Below are 26583 nucleotides of genomic sequence, written 5' to 3' on the forward strand. Positions count from 1 at the left end.
AACTACTGTCTTCGGCGGACACTTGCATGGCGCGCGTGTCTCAACCTTGGCGGATCACCGGTTCGGATCAGAAACGTGCGCCGTCGGCCTGCCGATCAAATAACCCTGAAGCGAGTCGCAGCCGGCAGCAGCCAAGAAGGTCGCTTGTTCCTCGGTTTCTACGCCTTCTGCAGTGACGGTCATCCCGAGGGCCTGGCTCAGCGCGATGATGCCTCGCGTGATCGCCGCATCCTCCGACTTTTCCGGCAGCCCGCGCGTGAACGATCTATCTATCTTCACGGTGTCGAACGCAAATGAGCGTAGGTAGCCGAACGAGCTATATCCGATACCGAAATCATCGATCGCGATCTTAACGCCCATCGATCGCAACGATCGGATGGTGCCGGCGCCGGCTTGTATGTCTCGCACAACCGCGCTCTCCGTCACTTCGAGCGTCAGTCTATCGGCTGGAAGACCTGAAGATCGCAGCGTTTCGCCGACGATCGACACGAGATCGGGATGCGAGAACTGTCGTGCGGAGATGTTGACCGCAACCCAAGGATAGCCGGCTTGGTCGCTGTGCCACCCAAGAGCTTGAGAACAGGCTTGGCGCAGCACCCATTCTCCGATCGGAATGATGAGGCCCGTCTGCTCGGCGAGTGGGATAAATCGGTCGGGCGGAACGAGGCCGAGCGTCGGATGTTCCCATCGGATCAGAGCTTCGAAGCCGCGGAGTCGGCGACTCGCAGCGTCGACGATGGGTTGGAAATGCAGCCGGAATTCACCTCGACCCAGTGCGCGGTAAAGGCTGTTTTGGAATTCAAGGCGTGAGTCGGCCTCGTCGTGCATGTCGGAACTGAAGAACACCGCTTGACCTCCGCCACTTTCCTTAGCGGAGTGGACCGCGGTGTCGGCTTGGCGGATTAGTGACTCGCTGTCGCATGCGTCGCCGGGATAGATGCTGAATCCGGCGCTCGCGTTGACGTATAATTCGCGTCCGCCGATGATGAACGGTTCCGAGAAGGCGCGCGTCACCTTGTCGGCGAGAAGCGTAAGGTCCGCTACGGTCGCGACGTCGGCGAAGACGATCGCGAATTCGTCCGAACCCAACCGGCCGACGGTATCGCCGCGGCGGACGATGGACGAGAGTCGATCCCCCACCTCCTTTAGCAGCGTGTCTCCGGCGACGTGGCCCAACGTGTCGTTGATATTCTTGAACCGATCGACGTCCAGGCAGCACAAAGCCACGAGTTTGCCGCGTTCGAGCGCACGGCCCAACGACTCCGATAGTCGCACCTCGACTTGCATCCGGTTGGGCAGATTCGTGAGGACGTCGAAGTTGGCGAGGCGCACGAGCTCGCTCTCGGCTATCTTCCGTTCCGTGATATCCAAGACGCTGCCGAAGCCACGCGTTGATGCCCCGGTCTCGTCGACGTCGTATCGTCCGACATTTTGTATGTGCCGGACGCTCCCGTCCTTATGATTGATGCGGTGGTCGATGTTCCACGAAATACCGGCCCGGATCGCATGTTGGACAGCACTTTCGACAAACGCGACGTCGTCGGCGTGAATGGCATCTCCGAGCGCGGTGAAATCCGCCGGCATCTCGTCGGCGGTTCGGCCGAATATGCGGAGCAGCTCGTCCGAAATCGTGCGCTCGCCGCTCTCACGATCGTACGTCCACGTGCCGAAGCGAGCCAGCGTCTGCGCTTCAGCAAGGGTATGTTCTAGACTTATGCGTTCGGTGACGTCAATGCAAAGGCCGGCTACCCCGATGATGCCACCGTGCGAATCGCGCAGCGGTTCGACGCGGCTTTCAAATGTCCGGTCGCCGAATGAATCCATGTAGTCGCAGGCTTCCCCTTTGAGGGCCCGCTCGTGCGAACTGATCGTCGGTCCAGCCTGGTCGTCGAACATCCGTCGAAGATTGTTTCCGACCATAGAATCGTCTTCAGCCCCAAGCCTGCGAAGCGCTCCGCCGATCGAAGTCTGTATCGTGAGGTCGAGATCGGTCACCCACAGGATGGCCGGCATGTGATCGATCAGGCGGCGGATCCGCCGCTCGTGATCGAGTCTCTTCTCTTCTGCATCGTGTCTCGACGTTATGTCCAGGAAATAGACGGCGATCCCATCCGGAGTCGGCCGGACACGTGCTTCGTACCAATGATCATTGAGCAACGAACGGAACTCGAACTGTGACGGGATGCCATCGTGCATCGCGTCCTCGTAGCGCCGCCGATGTTCGGGTTGCGAGAACGACGGGAACCACCTCTCGATCGGCTCACCGACGAGCTCCTCGGCGGGCTTGGAGAAAAGCGACTCCACGGTGACGTTTACAAATTTGATCTTCCACTCGCGATCGATGTGCACAAAGTGTTCGACGATGCTTGCGAGGACTTCAGTCAGTCGATCCGCTGTTGCTATCGCCTTCGAGCGCGCGCGAAGTCCCTCCGTAGCGATTGCGATAACGCCGGCGACCGTCAAAGCGAAGCGAACATCTTCTTCATCAAAGCGTTTCACATTCTTGACGTAGCCGACAAGCGACCCATAGTCTCGCGTGTCAGAGCGGATCGGGATGCCGATAGCGGCGCGAATCGAGTAGCGATCGAGAAACCAAGCGGAATCAAGCGGCCTATCGGAAGCGTCGAGATCGGCGGCTGCGACGACCCCACGCGATCGAAATGATTTGGCCGCCAGCGAATCGCCCGCGACATCGAATGTGATAGAATCGAGCGCGCCTTCCCAACCTTCGGCGGCCACACACTTCAGCGATCGATCGCGCCATTGATGTTCGTACGCGAGAACGAAGTCGACCGCAAGGCCGTCGCGCAGCAGCCGGGCGCCGAGGCGCTTCAATTCGATGTCGGATTGCTCTGCGATCGCCGCCTTGGCGAATTCGATAAGCGCTTCCTGACGCCTGACCTGCTCAAGTAATATCGGTGCCGGGATTGATGCCGCATCAACTGCCTGTCGAGCACGCTTCTTGGCCGGAGCATCCTCGTTCGACACGCTGATCAGCATCGCGTGCCGACCGGCGTAAGTGATCGGCGTCGCAAATCCCTCGATGCGCGTCACACGACCGTCGACGTCAGATATCCGGAAGCGCACGACTCGGGGTCCAGCGCGCTTTTTCTGCAGGCTCTGCCCGATGAATTCTTCCTCGCCGCGCGCGATGATGTCGGCGAGTTTAAGGCTGTAGAGCTTTCGGCGCGCATAGCCGAAGAGCGAGACGGCGGCATCGTTGGCATCGATAATCGCACCGCTGCGGATATCGTACGCGAACACCGCGTGGCGGGCGCTCCCAAAGAGTAGTTGGAACGTCTGCTTACCGGTATCACGCGCAGTCTGGGTCAATCTCTTAGTGTCCAATGGAGCGCCGCGACAGTGCCCTCTTTAAACTCATCGGCCTTCGGCTTCGTGCCGTGGTCGGACGGAACCGATCTGCCATGCACGCGTGACGGACGTCACATCCCCTTTCCGCACTGTAGTAGGGCAAGCATCGCTTGTCCGCGTAAGCGGCGCGTATGGATCTTGGCATTCGAAATCGCGTCGCGCTCGTCACTGGCGCGAGCTCGGGGTTGGGAGAGGCCGTCGCCCTCGCACTTGCAGCCGAGGGCGTGCGGCTTGCGATCGCCGCGCGGCGGCGTGACGCGCTCGACCGTGTCGCCGCAAACGCGAAATCGCGCGGCGCCGCCGATGCCAAGGCGTTCGAGGTGGACCTGGCCGACGCGGCCTCCGTCGATGCGCTTATCGCAGCGGTGCAGCAGGCTTACGGCGCGCCCGAGATTCTCATAGCAAATGGCGGCGGCCCAAAGCCCGGCGCGGTCGAAGGTCTTTCGCTGGACGATTGGGATAACGCGTATCGACTTGTCTTGCGCAGCATGCTGCAGCTCGTCCACGCATGCGTCGGCCCGATGAAGGCGCGCGGCTGGGGCCGTATCGTCGCGCTGACATCAAGCTCGGTCAAACAGCCGATCGCAAACCTGGCGCTCTCGAACTCGCTCCGCGTCGCGTTGGTGGCCGCACTCAAGACTCTGTCGGCCGAGGTCGCCCGGCACGGCATCACGGTCAATTCCATCGCGACGGGCCGCGTGCTCACCGACCGCTTGCGGCGACTGAACGGCGACGACGCGGCGATTGCGGCAGCCGCCAGCACCGAAATCCCTATCGGCCGCGTCGCCACGCCGGAAGAGTTCGCCCCGCTCGTCGCATTTCTGTGCGGTGCTCCTGCGAGCTATGTCACCGGTCAAACGATAGCGGTAGACGGCGGGCTGATCCGCGGACTACTCTAACCTGCCTGATATCATGGCGTGTGCAGGGCTCTGAAAAACGCATAGACGACGAGCGGCACCGCGACGAGTACGTAGAGGCGAAGGACCCACAGCAAAGCGATCGTGCCGGGCCCAAGTCTTCGGCGCGGGTAGGGTTTCTTTTCGATCATCTCGCCACCAGATTCGGGAAGATGACTATGAGACCGTAGGTCGCTCCCATCGCCGCGATCACGATCACGATGATGCCGCCTGCGAGGTTGCTGCGCCAGCGGTTTGCGAGACCTCCCATGATCTCACGGTCGTTCGCAAGCAGCAGCAAGAAAAGCAGCGCCGGCGCCATGAGCAGCGTCGCGATCACGTTGACGGTAAGTGTCATCGCAAGGAGCGGCGCGCCGGGGATCAGGACGAGCGCCGCCGCTACCACCGCGGAGATGATCGCCGACAGATAGAACGGCCTGCCGCTCGCAAAGTCGAGATTCAGACTATGCCCACGCCGCAGCACTTCACCGAATGCGTATGCCGAGCTTGTCGAAATCGTCATGGCGGCGACGAGCCCCGCTTCGATGATGCCAAGCGAGAAGAGCGCCGCGCCAGCGGAGCCGATATACGGTCGTAAGGCTGTCGCGAAGTCGGCGCCGCCGGAATAGCTTGCGACGTCAACGTGATGCGTGAAGAGCGGCGTCGCCGCGATAAGCGTCGCGATCGCGGCGCACACCGCGAGGGTAGAACCGATCGCGGTATCTGCCCGGCCTTGCGGCAGGTCTTTAACGGTCAGTCCCTTATCCACCACAGCGCTCTGCTGAAAGAAGATCATCCATGGAGTGACCGTGGCGCCGACGTTCGCGAGCACGAGCACGATAAAGGCCGCGTTGACTCCGCCGGGCAGCGGCCCCCAGGTTCCGAGCGCCCGCACTATTCCCACAACGTCCGGATGGGCCATCAAAGCGGCGGGGATGAAGAGCAGGTTCGCCGCGCTCAGCATGAGGACCGCGCGCTCCCATGTGAAGTAGCGCCGCGCGGCGAGAGCGGCGATCACGATCACGAATCCGATCGGCACCGCGACCAGCGCCGGAATCCCAAAATAGGCTGCGCCGGCTCGAATCGCGATGAATTCCGTCACGAGCGTGAGCGCGTTGCCGATGAACAGATCCAGCATCGCAAAATAGCCCCAGAACGGGCCGAAGCGCTCGAAGATCAACTCGGCGTGCCCGCGCTGTGTGGCGATGCCGAGCCGGACGGTCATCTCCTGTACGACGAACGCCATGACGAACGTGAGGCAGATGAAAGGGACGAAGAATCCAACCCCGTACGACGCTCCCGTCGTCGCATACGAAAGCATGCTCGGGCCGTCGTTTTCGCCGAGCATGACCAATATGCCGGGTCCGACGAGGAGCAGGAGGACGAGAAGTGGTTTGCCGGCGGCGCGTGCGAGGCGGACCAGGCGGCGATCTTGCGCCCGCAGTTCTTCTTCGCGCGCCGTCGACGCCGCCATGGCCACTGTCAGCGAACCACGCAGCGGACTCGTCCGGCTGCGACCGGTGAAACGATGATGTCTTCGTTCCCAACGCGCAACGTGATACCGGCGCGGCTGCTTACGACGGTAGCGCGCATCCCGGGGAGCACGCCGAGCGCATCTAACCTTCGGACGACCTTCTCGTCGCCGTCGTCAAGACTGATGACGATGATCTTGGAACCGGGCGCAACCATGGCGAGAGATTGTTCGCGCCGCTCGCGTTTCTCGCTGCCCGTTCCAGGAATCGGGTGACCGTGCGGATCGCGCTTCGGATTGCCCAAGAATTCCGAGAGGCGGCGGGCGACGTCATCGGAGATCGAATGTTCGAGTTTCTCTGCAGCGCGATGCAGTCGTTCGAGCGGAACACCAAGTGAGCGATACAGAAACGTCTCAACCAACCGATGGCGGCGGACAACGCGGACCGCAAGACCCAGACCTCGGCGCGTGAGCGTGAGCGCGTCCGCGCGCCGGCGCGCGCGGCCGATAAGCCCGTCGTGTTCCAAGACGCGACGTATCTTGCTGACCGATGCACGGGAGACGCGCAGATGCCGCGCGAGCTCGGCGGCTTTCACGGCGCTGCCGTCGCTGAGTTGGTAGATCGCCTTTAGGTAATCTTCGCGCGCTCGATCGCGGGAACGGTCGGCCTGTTTGTTAACCATGGTTGCCAATTATCGTTCGCGATTGGGTGGGGCGGACCTTTTGTGTGGGGCGGACCTTTATGGTCCGCCGGCGCGCCATAAAGGCGCGCCCTACATTTCGCGCGGCGCGCCATAAAGGCGCGCCCTACATTTCGGGCGGCGCGCCATAAAGGCGCGCCCTACACGGCGCGGATAAGCGCGTCGAGGCGTGCGATGGTCTCGGCGATGTCGTCGTCGGTCGTGCGCGGATTGAGCGTGCACATTCGGACGACGATCCGCCCGCGAAGGCGCGTGGTCAGCACCGCCGCAAATCCGCTATCCGTCAACGCACGCGCGGCGTATCTATTGCGCCGGTTTGCTTCAGCATCCGTCATGTCCGCGGGCTGATACCAAAACGTCACGACACCCATGCTCGCGGGCGAACATACATGCCAGCCGGGTAGTCCCCGGACGGTTCGTTCGGAAAGCTCGGCTAGTTCAAAACCTCGTTCGATCGCTGCGTCGAAGGCGTCCGCGCCGAAGACTTCGAGCGACATCCAGAGCTTTAACGCGCGAAACGGCCGCGTCAGCTCCGGTCCATACTCCCAGAAATTGATCTCCTCGCCCGATGCGTCGGCATCTTCCAAATAGTCCGGCACTTCGCTGAAGGCGCGCTTCAGCTTCTGCTTATCCCGAACCACGACGCACCCGCAGGCGTAGGGCTGGAACATCCACTTGTGCGGGTCGACCGAGAACGAATCCGCGCGGCCCAGCCCGCGAAGCGTCGTGCGACCGCGCTCGCTCAAAATTGCGCCCGCTCCAAGCGCGCCGTCCACGTGATGCCAGAGATTCTCGCGTTCGCACACCGTCGCCAGCCGGTCGAGCGGATCGACCGCGCCCGTATTCGTCGTACCGGCGTTGGAGACTAAGCAGAACGGCAATCGCCCTGCGGCCCGATCGGCGGCGATGACTGTGTCGAGCAGCTCGAGGTCGATCTTGAAATCCTCGCCCGTCTTGATCTCGCATACTTGCTCGGGCAAGAATCCAAGGATGCGCAGACCGCGGCCGATCGAGGAATGCGTCTGATCAGAACAATAAATGACCGCGCGTTGCCGGTCCGCCACGCTGAGCTTGCAGTCGCGCGCGGCGTGCAGCGCCGTGAGATTTGCCATCGATCCGCCACTCGCGAAAAGGCCGCCGGCCGTCGGCGGCATCCCGGCGAGCTGAGCCAACCACGATATTGTCTGCAGCTCGATAGCTCCCGGCCCCGACCCCTCGAGCCACGTACCGGCGAAGACGTTGGCGGCCGCTACGAGCATGTCGGCGGCGATACCGACAAAGTTCGCCGGACCCGGCACGAATGCGAAATACCGCGGATGATCGGCGCGGCCCATGAACGGCAGCGCGCCGTCGATAACGCGACGCATGACGACACGCGGATCGCTCGGTCCGGCCGGCAGCGATTCGCAGAATTTGGCCGTTATATCGTCGTGCGGCGAGCGGCGTAAGGCGGGCAAGCCGGCCAACGCCAGGCGATAGGAAACCGCCCACTCCATCACTTCGCGACCGAGCTCGCGCATCTCGTCGGGCGACAGATCGAGCGTCGCGTCGTTGCGCCGCGGGGGCACCGCGCTAGAGATTTACGCGGCTCATGTCGGCGTAGCGCGCCCCGGCACCGGCACCGACCGGCGCGACGGCCTCGATTTCGGCGAGTTCCGCATTGGTCAACGTCACATCCGCCGCCGCACAATTCTCTTCGAGCCGCGCGCGCCGTCTCGTGCCCGGTATCGGAACGACGTCGTCGCCGCGACACAAGAGCCAGCTCAGCGCCAGTTGGCTCGCGGTGACGCCCTTTTGTTTCGCGATGCTCTCCAACGCCGCGACCAGACTCATGTTGCGTCGGAAATTCTCGTCTTGAAAGCGCGGATGATTGCCCCGGAAGTCGCCTTCTTCGAATTGCTTCGGATCTTTGATCGCGCCCGTGAGCAGGCCGCGGCCCAACGGCGAGTACGCGACGAAGCCGATGCCGAGCTGCCGAACGGTGGGAAGTATTTCCGCTTCGACGTCGCGCGCGAAGAGCGAGTATTCCGTCTGCAACGCCGTGATCGGATGGACGGCGTGCGCACGCCGGATGGTGGCAGGCGCTGCCTCGCTCAGGCCGAGATGCCGCACTTTGCCATCTTTGACAAGGCTCGCCATCGCTCCCACGGTCTCTTCGATCGGCACGGTCGCGTCCACGCGGTGTTGATAGTAGAGATCGATGTGGTCTACGCCCAGTCGTTGCAGAGACGCATCGCAGGCCTTGCGCACGTAGTCGGGTTTGCCGTTGATGCCGATCCACGAACCGTCTTCGCTACGTTCGTTTCCGAACTTCGTGGCGAGGACGACCTTGTCGCGCCGATCGGCGATCGCGCGGCCGACGAGGCGTTCGTTGGTGAACGGTCCGTACATGTCGGCCGTATCAAGGAAGTTGCACCCCAGTTCGAGCGCTCGATGAATCGTGGCGATGGACTCCGCGTCGTTCGAACTGCCGTAAAATTCGGACATCCCCATGCAGCCGAGCCCGATCGACGACACGACCAAGGCGCGCTTTCCTAGTATTCGTCGTTTCATCATGGATGTGGACTTGCCGATGCCGTCGGCGACCTCCTCGCATCGGGCGCGGGACCGAGTCGCAGGGTCCGCGAACAGTCCGCGCGGCGCTATAGAGGTGCGCCGGCGCTTTGATGACCCGGTTATTCGTCACGCGACCCACGTTGGCAGCCGTCGTCGCGTTCTTGGCGTTGATCGGAGGGACGATTGCGGCGTTCGGCTTGCGCGAGCAAGAACTGCCGAACGTCGATTTGCCGGCCGCCACCATCATCGTCTACTATTCCGCGGCAACCCCGGCCGAGATGCGCGACACGATCGTCCGGCCGATCGAAGATCAGCTTGCCGGAGCGCCGAGCTTGCAGCATCTCCAGTCGTCGGCGCAGCAAGGCGTCGCCTCGATCACGGCGGTATTTAGCCTTAAATCCAAAGCGGACGACGATCTGGCAGAAGTCCAGCGCCGGCTGCAAGCGGCGATGCCGAACCTCCCCGCCGACGTGCCCGAACCGCGCGTTGTGCTCTTCGATCCCAGTCATGCGCCGGTCGTGACGCTCTCCGCGACATCGACGGCGCTTGACCCCGGCGCGCTTTCGGCACTCCTCACCAATAAAGTCATCCCTGCGATCGAACAAATCCAAGGCGTCAGCACAGTCCTAGCCGACGGTCTGCTCTCCCCATCGGTTCGTGTCGAAGTCGATCCGGCGAAGCTCGAAAAGCAGGGGCTCACGCTGCTCGATATCACGAACGTCATCGCTGGAAACGCCGTCAGCGCCCCCGGCGGCACGCTCGTTCAGGCGGGCCGCGAGACCGGCATCAACATCCGCAGCGATCTTTCTGATCCGGCGTCGGTACGTTCGCTGCCCATCCCCGGCGTGGGCGTGACGATCGGAGATGTCGCTCGCGTCAGCAATGCCGATGAGCCGCAACGGGTTTTCGCGTACGTCGGCGGCAAGCCCAGCTTCGTCCTGGGCGTCGCCAAGGCCGAAGGGACGAGCGAGGTGGATGCTGCGCACGGCGTGATCCAAGCGATCCCGGCTCTCGAACAGCAGTTCCCTGGCGTCACGCTGCACGTCATCGACGACAGCTCGGCCTACACCGCGCACGCGCTCGCGGGCGTTGCGCGCACGCTCGTCGAGGGCATCGTGCTCGTCGCGATCGTCATGATCTTCTTCTTGCGGACGTGGCGCAACGCCGTGGCGGTTCTCATCGCCATCCCCACCTCGCTCTGCGTGACCCTCATCGTCATGCGGATCATGAACTTCACTCTGGACACCGTGTCGCTGCTCGCCATGACGCTCATCACCGGCATTCTCGTAGACGACTCGATCGTCGTCTTGGAAAATACCGAGCGTCATCGCGAACTGGGGCAACCGCCGATCGAAGCGGCGATCACCGGTCGTTTAGAAATCGGCTTAGCCGCGATCGTCATCACGCTCGTCGACGTCGTCGTCTTCTTGCCGATCGCATTCTTACCGGGGATCGTGGGTAAGTTTTTGACGGAGTTCGCGGTGGTGGTCGTCGTCGCAACGATGTCGTCGCTCCTTGTCTCATTCACCATCACGCCGGCGCTAGCCGGCAACTGGGCGCTGCACACGAAGACTCGCTTCGGCGGCGCGATCGGCGCCTTCACGCGCATGTTCCAGAGCATCCGCGATTGGTATGCCGACCGGGCGCTGCCTGGCGCGCTCGCGCATCCATGGATCGTGGTCTTCATCGCAGTCGCAACGCTTGCGGGTGCTCTCGCGCTCATACCCCTGGGCGTCGTCGGATTCGATTTCGATCCGCCGCAAGACAGCGGCGAGATCTTCGTCCAACTGCGCTTCGCCGGCGGCACACCGCTTGCCACGACGAGCGCCGCCGTCCGACGCATCGAGCGCGCGGTGGATAAGATATCCGATCTGCGCTCCGAAGTATCGCTCGCCGGCACCGCACAATCGCCGACGGGCGAGCGCATATTCGACGACGCGGTCGGGCAGATCGACATCCACCTTCGCGACAAGCGGATGAATTCGACCGATGACTGGGCCGGATTCCTCCGCACCGCTGCGCTGCGCGCCGTACCCGAGGGACATCCGGTCATCATTCCGGTGACGAACTCTCACTCCGGGAATACGCAGCCGCTCGATTATCTCGTCTCCGCCGGTGATCAAGATCCGACGCTTTATGCGCCGCGTGTGGCCGACGCGCTTGCTCGCACGTCCGGTGCTTCGAACGTTTTCAGCTCTGCCGGCAGCCAGTCGCCGCAACTCGACGTGACGTTCACGCACGACCACACAGCCGCAGGCGCTGTGCCTGCTGCGGCCGCCGCCGGCGCGATCCGGGCTGCCTTTGGCGGACTCCGCGCCGCGCAAGTCCCGACGCCGAACGGCCCGATCGACGTCATCGTGACGTATCCCCAAAATGCGCAGCGCGATCTGGCTCGGCTGAAGGCGGTCGCGGTACGGACTGCCGCGGGTACGACGACCACGATCGGCGCGATCTCCGACATGCGCTACGTGAATGCGCCGCGCACGATCGATCGAGTCGACCGCCACGACGTCGTCCACGTGAGCGCCAACACCGCGCCGGGATTCGCACTTTCCATCGTCGAGGCGGCGTTCGCGCAGAACTTGACGGCGCTGCATCTGCCGTCAAACGTGACGGTCGTGCCGAACTCCGTCGGCACGCAGCAGAATCTCTCCGATACGGTGCTCGGCCTCGGGCTCGCGCTGGGACTCGGGATGGCGCTCGTCTTTCTTCTCATGGTATCGCTCTACGATAGTTTCGTCGCTCCGCTCTATATCATGCTCGCAGTTCCGCTCGCGGTTGTCGGCGCGATCGGCGCGCTCGCGCTCGCGCATGAGACGCTCAACGCATTTTCCCTGATCGGAACCGTCTTGCTCATCGGACTCGTCACGAAGAACGGCATCTTGCTCGTTGACTATGCCAATCAGAGGCGCGCTGCCGGCGCGGATCGGATTGCGGCGATCGTCGAGAGCGCGCGCACGCGTTTCCGGCCGATCGTGATGACGACGGTCGCGATGATCTTCGGCATGCTGCCGCTCGCGCTCGGCCTTGATCCCGCGGTGACGTCGCGCCGAGGTTTGGGCATCGTCGTCATCGGCGGCTTGACCAGCTCCCTGCTGCTCACGCTCGTCGTCATCCCGGTCATCTACGCCGCGTTCGGACGGGATCGGAAGCGCAGCGCGTGATCGGACGGCACGCCGGGCGGCAGGCCGTCCTCAACTTCTATTGGATCCCGCTCAATCTCCAGACCACCGCGCTTATGGCGATCGCCGTGCCGGCGGCGCTTTTGCAGTACCCCGGCGACCATACGCGGTTGCTCGCGCTGCTCGCGACGTTGGTCGCGTTCATGGCGATGATCGTGCCGCCGTTCGCCGGCGCGTTGAGCGATCGACTGCGGCGCGGAGGCGCGACGCGCAAGCCGCTCATCGTCGGGGGCGCCGCGCTCAACGCTGCGGCCCTCATCTGGATGATGCAGCACGGATCCATCGAGACATTCACTGCGGCGCTGCTGCTCGGCGTTCTCGGACAGAGCATCAGCCTCGCTGCATATCAGGCGCTCATACCCGAAGTGGTCTCGCGCGATGATTGGGGATTGGCGAGCGGCTTCCAAGGGGCCGCCTCTCTTATAGGGTCGGTCGCAGGGCTCGCGCTTGCAAGCCTGACCGATCCAGCGCGGACGTTTCTCGGTTCTGCCCTCGTGCTGATCTTAGGGGTGGCGGCGGTTCTTTGGACACCCGAAGGACGCTGGCACGCCGACGATGGGGAACATGCGCGCATCGGGAACTGGTACGACTTCATCGTCGCGTTCTGGTCGCGGAGCTGGACGATACTCGGCCTCTCGCTCCTCATGACGTTCGTGCTCTACTTCTTTCGCGACGTGCTGAAGTATTCGAATCCGTCCGCCGGCACGGGCATCGTCGGCGGGATGGCGCTCGTCGGCGCGATCGTCTCGAGCGTGGCGATGGGCATCCTCTCCGATCGCGTCAAGCGAAAATACGTCGTCGCGCTCGCCGGCATTCCCATGACGCTCGCGGCTGTCGGCTTCGCGCTCTTTCCGAACGTGCAATGGATCATGGCATTCGCGCTCTTGTTCGGACTTGGGTACGGCGCGTTCGTCTCCACCGGCTGGGCGCTCGCCATCGATTCCGTGCCGCAGCTGCGTGACGTGGCCCGCGATCTCGGCGTGTGGGGTATCGCATCGAATCTACCGGCCGTGGTAGCCCCAGCGGCCGGCGGCTGGCTGCTCGCCCAATTCGCGGTGCCCGTGATCGGGTACAAAGCGCTTTTCATCGCGGCCGGCATGAGCTTCGCGCTCGGTTCGATCTTCGTGCTTGCCGTGGGCGAACGCAAGCGCTTCGGCATCTGTTTTCAGTTCGTCGCGCTCGGCCTTGCGATGCTGTACTTCCGCCTTGCATATCGCATCAGGCATTATGGCCGGCTTCCCCGCGATCGCGGTCCGACGCTCGTGCTCTGCAACCATCAGCACGACTTGGACACGACGGCGGTCATCGCCCAGCTCATCATCGATGGGCCCTGGTACGAGCCGATCTATGCAGCCGGGTCGCGGCGCATGTTCGAGCCGGGTTTCATGGGGGCGCGCACGCGCTGGTTACGCAAGGTGCTGCGCTCCGCGAACTGGGCTGGGCTCTTCAGCGCGCTTGGCTGTCTGCCGATCGAAAACGAGTTGCGTACGCGCACCATCGCCGCATTGGCGGCGGCGATCGAGCGCCGTCACGGCGATCTGCTGCTCGGAGACGTCTTCCAAGGTTCGGCGCTCGTCGCGCTCGGTGAGGGGGCGGCGGAACTACGAGTTTCGGATCTCGGCGATCCATCGCTCTATTCGGTCGGCCGCGACGTCCTTGCTAGGATCGAAGATGTTCGCGCACCGTACCGCGACGAGATCGTCGCGCAGACGCGCGCCGATCTTGAAGCCGATCTGCAGCGCATCGAGCAGACGATGAGACGCGGTGTGACATTTTTTCTGACACCGGAAGGGCGCTATTCGCGAGACGGACGCTTGAGCCGCCTGCGCACCACGCTCTGGCGTCTGAAGCCGCTCGCGACCGTCTATCTATCGTCTGTCAGCTATGACCCGTTCGTCGGCAGGCGGCTGTCGGTGCTTTTCCGGATCGCGCGGCCTGCCGCAGACGACGATCTGGCGTCGTCCATGGCCGCTGCACGGCCGATCACGACAAGCCAGTTGATCGCCGCGTGGCTGGCCGACGTACCGTCGGATATGTCGCTAGAGTCTGCGATCCGCGACGTTCGCGTGCGCTTGCAAACAGTGCCTACCGGCGCTTTTGTCGATCCGGAACTGTCGCAGGCGCCGGACCGGATGGTCCGCGCTGCGTTTGCCGGGCTGACTCGTCTCGGCATTCTCGAGCCGTCACAAGCATCCGTAGTAGGGCAAGCATCGCTTGCCCAGCGCGACGAAACGTATGCGCTGACCGGCGTTCGCACACATCCCCAATTCCCGCTCGCGCCAGACATCCTCGCGCATCAAGCCAACCAATTTGCAGAAACGATTGCCGCGCTTCAAACGCTCGACAACCGGCGCGAAGCCGGGGAGGTTTCCCGGCGCGCCGCAACGCACGTCCTACCGATTGTCAGGGAAGGAAGTTAAATGACGAACCCTCGCATTTCGTTGCTTCGTGCTATCATCGCAGCCGCTTTATTGTCATTGCCGCTCTTACTCTTGGCGCCGCGAGCGGACGCGGGAACCACTGGCTCGCTCGTCGGTATCGTGACGGATTCGAAGGGCGGACCCGTTGCAGATGCCCTTGTTACCGCGACTTCGCCGTCGCAGGTCGAGACCGCTCGGACCGACGCCCAGGGCCGATTTACGATTGCGTCACTAGCCCCCGATAGCTACTTTGTATTTGTGGACAAGGTTGGGTACGAGGAAGCGCGGGCATTTGGCGTCGACGTATCCGCCGACAACATTCGATCGATAAGTTTCGTTCTGGGCCCGCCATTAAAGGTTCTCGATGGCGAGACGGTTTACGCGCCGAGCGGTCTGGTTCGGTCGGGAGTCGCTAGCGACGTGTACACGATCAGCGCATCTCAACAATCGAAGGTCGCATCGCTCGGCGGCGGCGGCGGATTGGATAACGCGTATTCGGCGATCACCGCGGTTCCTGGCGCGTTCGTTCCTCCGAGCCAGACAGGCTGGAACCAGCCGGTGTTCCTGCGGGGCGGCGATTTCACCGAAGTCGGCTACGAACTCGACGGCGTGCCGCTCAACCGATCCTATGACCACATCCCGACGACCAATCTCTCGTCGCTCGGCCAGCAAGAGCTGCAAGTCTACACCGGCGGTGCGCCGGCGGAGGCCGAATCGAACGGCCTCTCCGGCTACATCAATCAGGTCGTCAAGCAAGGCACCTATCCCGGAACGGCAACCCTCGATCTTGGCATCGGCGACCCCGCGTTGTACAACAAAGCTAATCTGGAAATCGGCGGAGCCACGCCCGATAAACGTTTCACGTACTACGTCGGAACGAGCATCATCAACCAAGATTTCAGATATCGAGATGAGCAGAACGGCGCAGATTTCTCCTCGCAATTCGGCGCACCGTTCGATTTGCAATTCGCAGCGCTCGGCCCGATCACCGGAGTCGGTCCGCCAGGCTGCGGTCTTCCGAACGGATCGAACTTCACGGGGTGCTACGCCAATCGGGCGTTCTTCGCTGCGCTTCCCGCGGGCCCAGGCGGATACGTTCTCGGGCCCTACGTCATGGGCCACAACTCGAACATCGCGGACCGCGAGAACATCGCAAATCTCCACTTCGGCATTCCGCGTGCGAACGGCCGCATGGACGATTTTCAATTGCTCTACGACACGTCAGAGCTCTACACCGATACCTACTCGTCGTTTCTTGATTGGGGCGGATCTCCGTTCTGGCAAGGCATAGACGGTCAGGCATTCGGCCTCAAAGCGGGCGGGCCGCCATATCCGACATTCGTACCGGGGTTCGCATACGCTCTGCCGTTGGGGCAGATGCTGACCGGCACGCCGGGAGGTCCGATCAACGGAGTCCTTCCCTATCTGTATCCCGGGTCCACGCTCGCCAACGCCGCCGGACCGATTGCACTCGGCCAACGCGATGCATCGTCTAACGGTCAGAGCATCATCAAGGCGCAGTTCCAGCACAACTTCTCAAGCGACGCCTACATCCGCGGCTACGCATACAGCGCCTATTCGAATTGGTTCGTCTCGAGCCCCAACGGTCTTTCGCAGATATTCATTTCGAACTCGGCCGATCGAGAACTCTCCACGCATACCACCGGTTTCGCCGTGAAGCTTGCGGGCGAGATCAACGGATCGAACCTCGTGAGCGCGCAAATCGCCTACCAGACATCGCGCAACGTGCAGGTCGATAATCAGCAGAGCACGACCTCGCAGCCGGCGCCGCAATCGTTGTTCGCCGCTCTCGTCAATTCGGCGAGCCCGCTGTCCGGCATCTGCAACTCATGGGATTTCAACCCGCTGGATTCGCCGACGCCTTCCTCGTGCGAGCCGCTCACGGTCTTCGCGCTGCGAGGCGCACCGGGAACGCCAGCGTACTTATCGTACAACGCTCCTTTCGTTCCGCCGCCTGCCGGATACGAGTGGCTTCCGCTCGAGAATGGAGCGACGGGAGATCTTAACCAAGTGCGGCCGGAGTTCGGCTCCTTCTCCATGCAGGACGAGTGGCACCCGACGGACCGGATCGCGCTCAACGTCGGCGTGCGATTCGACCGCTTCGACTTCGTACTGCCGTCGACGGCCGGCGGCGCTACTCGCGCTTTCTGGTTCAACGCGTGGAATGCGGTCATGTGCGCAAATCGCGGCGTCAACGGCGGCAATCCGATCGACGAGACGATTCTCGGTCTTCCCGCCGGCGCACCATGCTCGCTCGCTGGTCCGGGCTGGGTTCAGGCGCGGCTTACGAACTCCACCGCTCAAAGCTCTACGCTCGCGTTCAGCGAGTTTCAGCCGCGGATCGGCGGTACTTATACATTCAATGAGGACAACGTTTTTCGATTCTCGCTCGGCGGATACGCACAGCCGCCGGCCACGCAGTTCGTGCAGTATGATTCGCTGCAGCAGAATCTGCCGGCGTATATCGGCAATCTCTTCTACACGCTCGGCTACACAACGCCGGAGCATGACATCCGCCCGGCGGTCTCATACAATGGCGATATCTCGTGGGAACACAGAGTTCCGAATACCGATGTCAGCTTCAGCCTTACGCCGTTCTATCGCCGCACTCGAGATCAGATACAACGCTTCTTCATCAATCCGACGACCGGCACGTATACCGGCGTGAACGCCGGCCGGCAAACGGTCGCAGGCGCCGAATTCGCGCTGACAAAAGGCAACTTCGGCAATGGCCTCACGTCGCAGCTGTCGGTCACATACACGCACAGCCGCATCACCTACGACGCATTGCCGAACGGTGCGACGCTGCTCACGCCGGTGAACAGCTCGATACAGCTGTACAACTCGTATACCAAAGCCTGCGCAAGCGCCGCGCCCTCGACCAATCCGAATAGCCCGTGCGGCATCTACGGCAACACGAACGCCGTAGCCACGGAAGCATCAGGCGTGGCCAATCCGTACTTCAACGAATCGGCGCGGCCGCTGCTCGACACGAACGGCTCGTACCCGACGTATGACGTCGTGCCGACGGGCCTTCAACTCTCGTCCGCCAGCGACGGGGTTCCGCTGGCCGCGTCGCTGCTGTTCAACGAACATCAAAATAAATGGACGATCGCGCCCGTGCTGCAGTTCATCGCCGGAAGCCGCTACGGTGCTCCGCAACAGCAGGTGGGCGTGGACCCGGCCTCTTGCGCGCCGTTGAACAACTCCGGCACGGTCAGCGGTGATCCGCGTTACCCGCGCGGCGGCTCGGGCAACCCATACGATGCGACGACCTGCTTCAATACGATCTTCATCCCAGATCAATTCACGGGCAACTTCGACACGCCGGGCGCGTTCAAGGAACCATCGTACCTCGGCGTGCATGTGCAGTTGGGCTACGATCTTTCCAGCCGCGCGACGCTCAAACTCAATCTGCTGAACGTGTACTCGCGCTGCTTCGGCGGCGACTCGCTGCCGTGGGCGATCGGTGGAAAGACGTGCGGCTACGACGTTCTGCCCGGCCACATCCCGCCGGTCGGCAATATCTTCAATCCGGGCGATCCCATCCAAGCGATTGTGCGCTATCCGTACGCGCCTACGCTGCTGCAGTCACAGCCATTCAACGCGTATGCGGATATCCAGTTCAAGCTGTGAAGGGGCCGACAGTTAGTTCCTTGAGGCGCGCAGCGGAGGCGGAGTAGCATCGGCGCTGGAATGGCAGCGCGATGGACGAAATATTCGGCATCTTTGCCGTATTGATCGTTGGGCTTCTTCTTATTTCTTGGATTCTCGGCGTCTTCGCTTTTGCGCGGACATACTCGCTGCAGCGCGACATAGACGCGCTGCGTCGCGAGATACTCATACGCGACCGCCCTGAGCCTGCAGCGCAGCAAGCGCCGGAGCCGCCGCCGGTGGCGCAGGCACCGCCGCCGGTTACGCAACCACCGCCGGTGGTCGCGCCAGTTCTCAGAGCGTTTGATCCGCTGCCGCTGCCCCAAAAAGAGAGGCGCGCGACAGACGAACCGGTCTCGACTCCTCGCACGCTTGCACCAAGGCCGGATTTTGAGGCCGTCGTCGGCGGCAAGTGGCTGAACGTGATCGGCCTCGCGGCCGTGCTCATAGCAACCGCATTCGGCCTCAAGTACGCGTTCGACGAAAATTGGATCGGCCCATACGGACGGATCGCGCTTGGCTTTGTCGCCGGCAGCGCGGTGCTCGCCGCGAGCGAATGGATCTTGCGGCGGGGATGGATCTATTTCTCCGAGGGTGTGACGGCGCTCGGTGCCGGCATCCTGTTCCTTTCGCTCTATGCAGCGTGGAATTTTTACCATATCATTCCGCCGGAAGCCGCGTTCATCGGCCTTGCGGCAGTCACGGGACTGCTCATCGCGATCTCTTTGGGCCGTAATTCGCAGCGTATCGCCGCGCTTGCGCTGCTCGGCGGCTACGCCACGCCGCTGCTCGTCTCGACCGGCCACGACGCCCAAGTACCGCTCTTCACGTACCTCGCGCTGCTCAACATCGGGCTCGTCTGGATGGTCATCGCGCGCGATTGGCGGACGCTTTCGCTTTCGTTTCTCTTTAGCGCATTGTACGGCGCCACATGGTATGCGCATTTCTACGATTCGACGAAGCTCATGCCGAGTCTGATCTTCGCGTCGATCTTCTTCTTGCAATTCGCGCTCTTGCCGGCGATCGTGGCGCGGCGCCGCGGCGGCCTGCTGCCCGACGGCGTTGCGATGGCGCTCGTCAACGCGGCATGGTACCTCATCATTCTCGACCGCCTGTTATACGATTCGCATCGCTGGCTCCTCACCGCATCCGTGCTGGCGGCCGGCGCCTTCTTCATCATCATCTCTTCGCTCGTGCCCGTCGTCTCGGACAGATCGCAGACGCCGGCGCGGCCGGTCTTCGGAAGCATCGCCTTTGCTTTCGTCACCGCGGCGATACCGATCCGGCTGCAAGGACAGTGGATCGACATGGCATGGGCCATCGAGGGTGCGCTGCTCGTCTGGAGCGGCCTGCGCTCCGACACGAGGTGGCTGCGCTGGAACGGCGTCGCCGTGCTGACGATCGTCAGCCTATACCTCTTCCTTTCGCCGCTCACCGCGGACCGTGCGTTTCTGAACGGACGATTCGCGACGTTCGCGGTGGTCGTCGCCGCTTTGGCTGCCGTGCGATTCCTGTCGCGGCGCTACGCCGCAGTTCCGCGCGAAGAGGAAGTCGGGTACCGCGCGCTCGGAATCGCGGCCAACTTCTTCGCGGTCTACGCGCTCTCGACCGAAACGCTGCAGGCCCTTCGGCCTTCCGCGGTCGGCCCGTACGATCTCGCGCCGATCCAGCAATACGGACTGACGATCGTCTTCGCGTTGTACGCACTCGTACTCGCCGCCTTCGCGCGCGCGGCGGATTCGAAGCTTGTCCGCTGGCAATCGTGGATTCTGTTCGCGCTCGTCTTGCTCAAAGCGCCGTCGGCGGATTTTGCGGCCGATCTGCATACCCCGAGCGAATTGATCGCCGTGCGCTTTTGGACGTTTCTCCTCGCCGCCGGCGCGATGGCGCTAGGACTGTATTTCACACGCACGCACAAGACGCCGGCGACCGGCGTCGAACACTCGATCTTCTCCTGGTTTGAAGTCGCGATCAACGTCTACTCGGTCTGGGCGCTGACAGTCGTCGCGGCGCAAGCATTTGCCATCCCGGCCGTCTACTATACGGCCGAATGGAATACGCAGCAGATACTTGCCGTCACCGTCGCGTGGACGGCGTACGCGCTTGGATTGGCTATCTTCGCCCGCGTTCGCGGATCGAATACGGTCCGCTGGCAGGCTTGGGCCTTGTTCGCACTCATCGCCCTGAAAGCGCCTGCCACGGATTTCTCCACCAGCGTCGCGCCGCACACCGCGCTGACGTTGATCCGCATCGCGGTCTTTGTTTTCGTCTTCGCGGCCATGCTTTGCTCGCTGCTTCTCGTCCGCGATCGGGCGGCCGCGGGCAAGAACGATCGCCTCGTGCTCCGCTGCCTCGACATCGCGCTCAACGTATACGGCGTCTGGGCGCTCTCGCTCATCGTCTGGCAAGCATATGCCGGGCCGCCGGCGAGCACCGAGGTGTCTTGGAGCGCGGCGCAGCAACTCGGGCTTTCTTTGGTCTGGACGGTCTACGCGGTCGCACTCATCGCAATCGGCACGTGGCGTGATTCTGCCGTGATCCGCTGGCAGGCGCTTGCGCTTTTCGGATTTGTGATCCTCAAGGCGTTCTTGTTCGATCTCTCCATGTTGGCGCTTGGCTACCGGATCGCATCGTTCTTCGCGCTCGGCGTGATGCTGCTCGGCGCATCGTTTTTGTATCAGCGACGCCTATTCCGGCGCCGGCCACCGGAGGCACCGCGATGATCTCGTTCGCAGCTGCGCTGCTCCTGTCTGTCTCTGCGCCGTCGCCGACCGTGCAACAGCCGGCCCCGTGGCACGACTGGACGGAAGCGCGGCCCATCGATGTGCCGTCGCTTCGCGCGCCGGCGCTCGTCAGGCTGGCGCTTCCCAGCGATGTTTACGGCCAGAGCCGCACCGATCTTGCGGACTTGCGGGTGATCGACGCGCGCGGCGCGCAACAACCGTTTGCGATCGATCAGGCCCTCGTAGCCTCCGCGCGTTCGTGGCAGGACGCTTCGCTGAGCGAGCAAGGTTTTGTGCCCGGGAAATATTCGCAAGCGGTGGCCGACGTCGGCATCGGACGGACGATGCACGACCTGCTCACGATCGAGACGACCGCTGACGAGTTTTCGACGTGGGTCGAGGTCGCCGCGAGCGATGACGAGTCCACCTGGCGTATCGTGCGCGCGCGGGCGCCGATCTTCCGCTTCACGTCTGACGGATTCGCGGGCTCGCTCGATGTCGGCTTTGCGCCGACGCGGGCTAGGTGGTTGCGCGTCCGCGTTCTTGACGCGGCGACCGACTTTCCGATCACCGGCTGCCGCGTCGCGGAGGCAGTACGTATCGTCCCCGATTGGGTCGCCGCCGCGGCAGACATTCCGCCCGATCCGGCCGCGCCGCCGAAACAGACCCGGCTGACCGTGGACCTCGGGATCGCTCGGGTGCCCGTGTCGGATGTCCGCTTTCGTGTCGGGACTGCAGCTTTTGATCGCGCTGTTGCCGTCGTCGCAAGTTCGGACGGCTCGAACTGGGCCGACGTCTACGATGGTGAGATCTATCGCGATTCGCAAGGCGGCTCGTCGCTGGAGTTCAACTTCCCCGAAGCGCGCGGCAGGTACTGGCGGCTCATCATCTACAACCGCGACGATGCGCCGCTGCAATCGCTCCGAGCGACGCTCCTCGCGACGCCGCGCTACGTCACGTTTCTGGCGAGGCCGAATGTCCACTATCGGCTCATATTCGGCAACGCGCATGCGATCGCGCCGAGTTATGATTTCTCCGTTTCGACGTCCGCCGACGAGCGCGCACACGCCCAGCTCGCGCTGTTGGGGCGACTGGGCAACGCGATGAACCCGATCGCCCCAATCATCGCGCACCCATGGACGGAAAGTCACGCCGGCATTTTGTGGGCCGCGCTTATTCTCGCAGTCGCGGTCTTAGGCTGGCTCGCGTTTCGCGCGATGCGGTGACGAAGGCCCCGATGAAGGTCGGCACTTTCAGTTTGAGCGCAAGGCGCTGATCGCACGCGAACGAAATCGCTCCTTATGCCCGGAAAGAACTTTATCGTCCGCATGGCCGACCGGCTGCGATCAGGCAAGATCGGCGAGGCGAACACCGACCGCGATACCGCGCGTGATTACCTCTCGCGGCAGCATACGCTCGCCGCACTGACCGCGCGGTTGAAGTCCGCGATCGCCTCCGATGCGCGCTACTCGACCGTGCACTGCTCCGCCAGACCTACGGATGAAGCGCCGGAGCGGCTTCAGCTGCGCGCTGGAGAATCGATCGTCACCATGCGCATTGCGCCGGGCTCGGAATTCTTCGCCGTGAGCGGTTGCGGTCTTGGCAAGCGCTTCTCCGCGAATCCGGCGCACCTGCAATCCGATGATGTCGTGCTGTTGAGCGCGGACGAAAACGGCACCCATCCATACGGTACCGAATTTGGCGCATTGGATTTTCTAGAGGACCTGGTCCGCACACAAAGCGCGACGTAACGCCTGGGTCGCGAGTCTCTTGACAGCGGCACGATCATTCGCGACGATGGACGGATAGTGCTTTGGCGCGCTGTGGGCGCCGCTTTAGAGGGGAATCCGCCTTGAAATCCTTCGTCGCCGGCATCATCGCCGCGTGTATCCTCGTATCACTTCCCACCCACGCATCGGCAGGTTTCAAACCGCAGCGTGCAGAGGTCGGCCGCGACTATCCGATCCATTACGATGGTCCACTCATCCGTTATGGTCCGCTTTTTATCAGTCCGAATGGACTACCCGATTTCGGCGTGGCATTCCACGGCGGACCCGTCCAAACCACTACGGCCACGTATTCCATATATTGGCAGCCTGCCGGCACGTACATGAGCCCGCGATATAAGAAACTTATCAACCGCTTCTTAAAGGACGTCGGCGGCAGCCCGATCTACGGCATGGCCACGACCTACTCGGGATCCAATGGTCAAGTCCAGAACCTCTCCACGTTCGTCGCGTCGATCGTAGACACGACGCCTTATCCGGCTGGCGGTCCCACCGATGCCGACCTTCAGACGGAGATCTCTAAGGCGATCGCAAGCAACGGGTGGCCGACGGGCGTGGGCATTCAGTACCATATCTTCACCGCGAAGAACGCTGTGCGGGCTCCCGGCTACTGCGCGTATCACAGCGCATACAACTATAATCATAACAATAGGAAGCCGGTGGTCTACGAGTTCACACCCTATGTGGGCTTCGAGAATGGCTGCAATCCGCCGTACGGCATCACGCCGAACAACGACGTTGATGCGGACGGCTCGATCATCAGCGTCTCGCACGAGCAGATGGAGATGGTCACCGACCCGCTGCTCAATGCATGGTACGGCGTCGGCGGCGAGATCGGGGACATCTGCATCTTCAGTTTCGGCGTGCCGTACGGTCAAACCGGGGCGAACATGGTGATCCATGGCGATCCGTACTTCTTGCAAGAAGATTTCTCGCAAGCACTGGATGGATGCCAACCAAACCTGTGATACGCAGTCATTGAAGGGGCCGACGCTAGTCGGCCCATGCGAACGTAACGTGGGCCGACTAGCGTCGGCCCCTTCAATATATAGTTAGAGCCGACAAGAGGCGGCTGGGTGTGCGCCAGGTGGTGCGATGTATGGATCGGTCGGCGAGTACATTGCTTTGCGATCGCCGTCGACGTCCACACTGTACTCTAAACCGTCTCCGCACCAGCGACGCACATCGAAGCGTTGACCTGCTCTGTCGAGTACCACCACATCGAGGCCGCGCACGATCAGCGGGCGTCCGCGCTGCAAGCGTACCGCTTCTCCGCCTCGGACGAAGAGCGCGCGTCCCCCAGAGCCTTGCAACAGCAGTGTTCCGACACCATCGCGATCGACAACCAACGCCGACCGCGCGTCCATCGCGATCGCCCGAACGGTTCCGGCGCCGTGCTCCGCGTCCAGCAACGCCATGAACGCCGCGAGCCGGCCGAAGCGGTCGCGCACGCGAAAGTGCGTGTCGGTGATGACGCCGCGCAACGGCGGAAAATCAAAGAATTTTTCTGTGAAGCTGATCGCCGGTTCGTACGGATCGGCGACGGCATCGGGCGTGTGGACGTCGTGCGTCCGGTCGCCCGCCACGGCGTCGAACACGTAGCTCCCAAGAATCGCCAGACCGGCGCTTGTTCCGCCGACGACTCCGCCGCGGTCGTAGAGTTGCTGCACCGCTCCAGCGAGCGATGTGCCCTTCCAGATGACGTAGTCGGCCTGATCGCCGCCGGCGAAGAACACCGCTTGGGCACGCGATACGATTGCGGCTGCGCGAGAAATGTCGGAGGCCGATGCGCACGGCGGCAACAGTATCGTGCGTACGGAATGGTAGCGTCCTAGTCCGTGTATGTACGCGTCGTAATCGTTGTCTCCGCTCGCGCGCAGCACGACGAGATCACCAGCGTCGCGGCTCGGTGATCCGGCGATGGTCGTCGCGATCCACCGAAACGCCGAGTCCACGTCGGTACCGCCGCCCATGAGCACGAGCCCTGGCCCGCGCGAGCGAATCGCCGCCGTTTCGGGCGTGCCGACGGGATTGTAGAAGATCGCATGACAAGCCGTCGTCGCCGCGGCGGCAGGCGCCAACGATGCCGCAATGGCGATGACTGCGCTGAGCCAGATCAAGCGCATGTGACACCTCGCATCTGCGAGAGGCCAGTCAAACCGTCTGCGAGCGCGACTAGCAATCGGCTGCGGGCGCTGTGAACCGCCCAAGCACGTCGTAGTTGCCGTTAAGCGCCGCCGAAGGAACCTCGCGCGCAAACCAATCGACGTACGCAACGTCTTGCATCACGTAACCATTCACCTTGAAAAGCGTGCCGACGAGCGGATCGCCGACTTCGAGATGTTTGTTGCAGCCCTCAGTGCCGGGCGTAACCCACGGAGGCACGGCGTTCTCGTTGAACGGGTCGTGCAGCCATTCGGCGATCTCGTGCGACATCGAATCAACGTCGCCGGCCGAAGCGCCTGCCCACGCGGTCGTATAGCGGTCGCGCTCGTCGCCGCGCCGCACGTCGAATGAGAAATGCTCGCCGCCGAAGGTCGAGCGGCCGTTCTTCAGCCGGATATTCCTCGTCAAGAAGACGCTGAGCGTCGTCGGCGGAAGGCCGAGCTGCGAGACGATCAGGGGTTCTTCCGACTTGACGAACCAGTCGAAGTCCACAACGCCTTTGACGATTCCATGCAGGCCCGAGCTCGTGAAGCCATCGGCCGCGGGCACCTGCAGCGTATAGGTCGGCTCGACTGTAGGCGGAGCGAGCAAGACATGGTAGCTTGAGGATTGCGCCGACTGCCAAAACTCCGCCCGCAACACCGCATCACCGTACTGCGTCGTACCGCTCATGAACGGCGCACTTGCATAAATCGGCGAGGCGAGCAACGCCGCCGTCTCAGCGCTTGCGTCGAGCACTTGATCATTGGAGAAGACGACGCGCAGCGGCACGATCTCGCTTGCGATGAGCGTCGTCGTGCCCAGAGCCGGATTCCCGCCGACGATCTCTATCGGATAGGTCGTCGAGTTGTAGACGAATGACGTATGCCAGATCGGGATCGTCACCGTATGCGCCGCAGCGGGCGACTGAAACCCAACCGCGGTAAAGATAGCGCAGAAAATGACGCGAGCGCCGCGGTGATGGAAATTCATCCGGCTATAAGTCCTCTGGCCCGTGATTTCGCTCGCGCGTGGTCCGCGCCTGCGTGACCGCCCTTACGTTCGCGTTTCTCGAACCGACTTCACGTCGGCGCGGATTGCGTCCGCCAACTCTTCTTTCGTCGCGAACCAACGCTGTTCGCGCAAGAAGCGCCAACCGCTGACCGCGACGGAATCGCCGTATATGCTGCGGTCAAAATCCAAGAGGTGGGCTTCGACGATGCTTTCCGAACCGCCGAATGTCGGCTTGTCCCCGATGCTGACCGCCGCTCGATAGTCGCAACCTTCGTGGCGCGCGGTGGCCGCGTAGACGCCGGCAGGCGGCACAAGTTTTCCGTAGGAGCTCGTAAGATTCACGGTTGGGAAGCCGAGCACATGACCTTGCCCGTCGCCCAGCCGCGCTGTACCTCGAAGCGTAAAGGGCGAACCAAGCAGGCGGTCGGCGATGTCGAATCGCCGCTGTTCGATGAGTCCACGGATACGCGAGCTTGAGACTTTCTCTCCGTCCGATTCCAAGAGCGGCGCCGCTTCGAACACGGATCCGGCGCTTGTGAATTCGCGCCGCGCTAGGTCGCAGTCACCCGTGCGGTTGCGCCCGAAGCGCCAGTTCTCGCCGACGACGAGTAGTTTGGTACGCAAGCGCGACAGCAGCACTT

General features: G+C 62.8%; 17 protein-coding genes. 8 read left to right on the forward strand and 9 right to left on the reverse strand.

The annotated features are described in order from the left end of the window. Window positions 1-54: 54 nt before the first annotated feature. Window positions 55-3333, reverse strand: coding sequence for an EAL domain-containing protein (locus VKT51_07240; protein HLJ83944.1), 3279 nt, complete (start codon window positions 3331-3333; stop codon window positions 55-57). Window positions 3334-3503: 170 nt separating this feature from the next. On the opposite strand from VKT51_07240, the gene VKT51_07245 reads away from it, so the two are divergent. Then, entirely contained in the window at window positions 3504-4271 is a 768-nt protein-coding gene (locus VKT51_07245) for an SDR family oxidoreductase (GenBank protein HLJ83945.1), read from the forward strand. Between the two features lie 11 nt (window positions 4272-4282). Here the strand turns inward: VKT51_07245 and VKT51_07250 are convergent, their stop codons facing one another. The 5 genes from VKT51_07250 to VKT51_07270 form a co-directional block, all read right to left on the reverse strand. Then, window positions 4283-4420: a hypothetical protein gene (locus VKT51_07250; protein HLJ83946.1), complete on the reverse strand. Its 138-nt coding sequence runs from the start codon at window positions 4418-4420 to the stop codon at window positions 4283-4285. Continuing rightward, window positions 4417-5742 carry a divalent metal cation transporter gene (locus VKT51_07255; GenBank protein ID HLJ83947.1) on the reverse strand — a complete coding sequence of 442 codons (1326 nt, stop codon included), beginning with the start codon at window positions 5740-5742 and terminating at the stop codon, window positions 4417-4419. Before VKT51_07255 ends, VKT51_07250 begins: the two co-directional genes overlap by 4 nt. A gap of 8 nt (window positions 5743-5750) precedes the next feature. After that, on the reverse strand, window positions 5751-6422 hold the full coding sequence (locus VKT51_07260) for a metal-dependent transcriptional regulator (protein ID HLJ83948.1): 672 nt from the start codon (window positions 6420-6422) through the stop codon (window positions 5751-5753). A gap of 158 nt (window positions 6423-6580) precedes the next feature. Next, on the reverse strand, window positions 6581-8008 hold the full coding sequence (locus tag VKT51_07265) for a pyridoxal-dependent decarboxylase (protein HLJ83949.1): 1428 nt from the start codon (window positions 8006-8008) through the stop codon (window positions 6581-6583). A 4-nt stretch (window positions 8009-8012) separates the two neighbouring features. Further along, on the reverse strand, window positions 8013-8957 hold the full coding sequence (locus tag VKT51_07270) for an aldo/keto reductase (GenBank protein ID HLJ83950.1): 945 nt from the start codon (window positions 8955-8957) through the stop codon (window positions 8013-8015). Between the two features lie 149 nt (window positions 8958-9106). On the opposite strand from VKT51_07270, the gene VKT51_07275 reads away from it, so the two are divergent. The 7 genes from VKT51_07275 (at window position 9107) to VKT51_07305 (ending at window position 23751) form a co-directional block, all read left to right on the forward strand. Then, a complete protein-coding gene (locus VKT51_07275; GenBank protein HLJ83951.1) occupies window positions 9107-12160 on the forward strand; it encodes an efflux RND transporter permease subunit in 3054 nt (1017 codons plus the stop codon). Continuing rightward, window positions 12157-14598 carry an MFS transporter gene (locus tag VKT51_07280; GenBank protein HLJ83952.1) on the forward strand — a complete coding sequence of 814 codons (2442 nt, stop codon included), beginning with the start codon at window positions 12157-12159 and terminating at the stop codon, window positions 14596-14598. The genes VKT51_07275 and VKT51_07280 overlap by 4 nt, the downstream gene beginning before the upstream one ends. Then, window positions 14599-18255, forward strand: a complete 3657-nt coding sequence (locus tag VKT51_07285) for a TonB-dependent receptor (protein HLJ83953.1) — start codon at window positions 14599-14601, stop codon at window positions 18253-18255. A 71-nt stretch (window positions 18256-18326) separates the two neighbouring features. Beyond that, window positions 18327-20996 (forward strand): DUF2339 domain-containing protein, encoded by a 2670-nt coding sequence (locus VKT51_07290; GenBank protein ID HLJ83954.1) that lies wholly within the window; start codon window positions 18327-18329, stop codon window positions 20994-20996. Further along, window positions 20993-22222, forward strand: a complete 1230-nt coding sequence (locus VKT51_07295) for a DUF3999 family protein (GenBank protein ID HLJ83955.1) — start codon at window positions 20993-20995, stop codon at window positions 22220-22222. The genes VKT51_07290 and VKT51_07295 overlap by 4 nt, the downstream gene beginning before the upstream one ends. A gap of 75 nt (window positions 22223-22297) precedes the next feature. Next, window positions 22298-22747: a hypothetical protein gene (locus VKT51_07300; protein HLJ83956.1), complete on the forward strand. Its 450-nt coding sequence runs from the start codon at window positions 22298-22300 to the stop codon at window positions 22745-22747. 101 nt (window positions 22748-22848) lie between these two features. Beyond that, window positions 22849-23751: a hypothetical protein gene (locus VKT51_07305; protein ID HLJ83957.1), complete on the forward strand. Its 903-nt coding sequence runs from the start codon at window positions 22849-22851 to the stop codon at window positions 23749-23751. Between the two features lie 84 nt (window positions 23752-23835). Here the strand turns inward: VKT51_07305 and VKT51_07310 are convergent, their stop codons facing one another. From VKT51_07310 to VKT51_07320, 3 genes are all read right to left on the reverse strand, one after another. Continuing rightward, on the reverse strand, window positions 23836-24909 hold the full coding sequence (locus VKT51_07310; GenBank protein ID HLJ83958.1) for a cyanophycinase: 1074 nt from the start codon (window positions 24907-24909) through the stop codon (window positions 23836-23838). A gap of 49 nt (window positions 24910-24958) precedes the next feature. Beyond that, on the reverse strand, window positions 24959-25921 hold the full coding sequence (locus VKT51_07315; GenBank protein HLJ83959.1) for a hypothetical protein: 963 nt from the start codon (window positions 25919-25921) through the stop codon (window positions 24959-24961). Window positions 25922-25984: 63 nt separating this feature from the next. Continuing rightward, on the reverse strand, window positions 25985-26583 hold a 599-nt coding region (locus tag VKT51_07320), incomplete at its 5' end, for a riboflavin kinase (protein ID HLJ83960.1).

It is taken from the genome of Candidatus Eremiobacteraceae bacterium, assembly GCA_035295225.1.
In the GTDB taxonomy this organism is placed as follows: domain Bacteria; phylum Vulcanimicrobiota; class Vulcanimicrobiia; order Eremiobacterales; family Eremiobacteraceae; genus JABCYQ01.

What these genes read in the sequence shown, in the direction of transcription:
- VKT51_07245 (HLJ83945.1), top strand. Translation starts at nt 3,504, where the DNA reads ATGGATCTTGGCATTCGAAATCGCGTCGCGCTCGTCACTGGCGCGAGC.
- VKT51_07250 (HLJ83946.1), bottom strand. Translation starts at nt 4,420, where the DNA reads ATGATCGAAAAGAAACCCTACCCGCGCCGAAGACTTGGGCCCGGCACG.
- VKT51_07255 (HLJ83947.1), bottom strand. Translation starts at nt 5,742, where the DNA reads ATGGCGGCGTCGACGGCGCGCGAAGAAGAACTGCGGGCGCAAGATCGC.
- VKT51_07260 (HLJ83948.1), bottom strand. Translation starts at nt 6,422, where the DNA reads ATGGTTAACAAACAGGCCGACCGTTCCCGCGATCGAGCGCGCGAAGAT.
- VKT51_07275 (HLJ83951.1), top strand. Translation starts at nt 9,107, where the DNA reads ATGACCCGGTTATTCGTCACGCGACCCACGTTGGCAGCCGTCGTCGCG.
- VKT51_07285 (HLJ83953.1), top strand. Translation starts at nt 14,599, where the DNA reads ATGACGAACCCTCGCATTTCGTTGCTTCGTGCTATCATCGCAGCCGCT.
- VKT51_07290 (HLJ83954.1), top strand. Translation starts at nt 18,327, where the DNA reads ATGGACGAAATATTCGGCATCTTTGCCGTATTGATCGTTGGGCTTCTT.
- VKT51_07295 (HLJ83955.1), top strand. Translation starts at nt 20,993, where the DNA reads ATGATCTCGTTCGCAGCTGCGCTGCTCCTGTCTGTCTCTGCGCCGTCG.
- VKT51_07300 (HLJ83956.1), top strand. Translation starts at nt 22,298, where the DNA reads ATGCCCGGAAAGAACTTTATCGTCCGCATGGCCGACCGGCTGCGATCA.
- VKT51_07310 (HLJ83958.1), bottom strand. Translation starts at nt 24,909, where the DNA reads ATGCGCTTGATCTGGCTCAGCGCAGTCATCGCCATTGCGGCATCGTTG.
- VKT51_07315 (HLJ83959.1), bottom strand. Translation starts at nt 25,921, where the DNA reads ATGAATTTCCATCACCGCGGCGCTCGCGTCATTTTCTGCGCTATCTTT.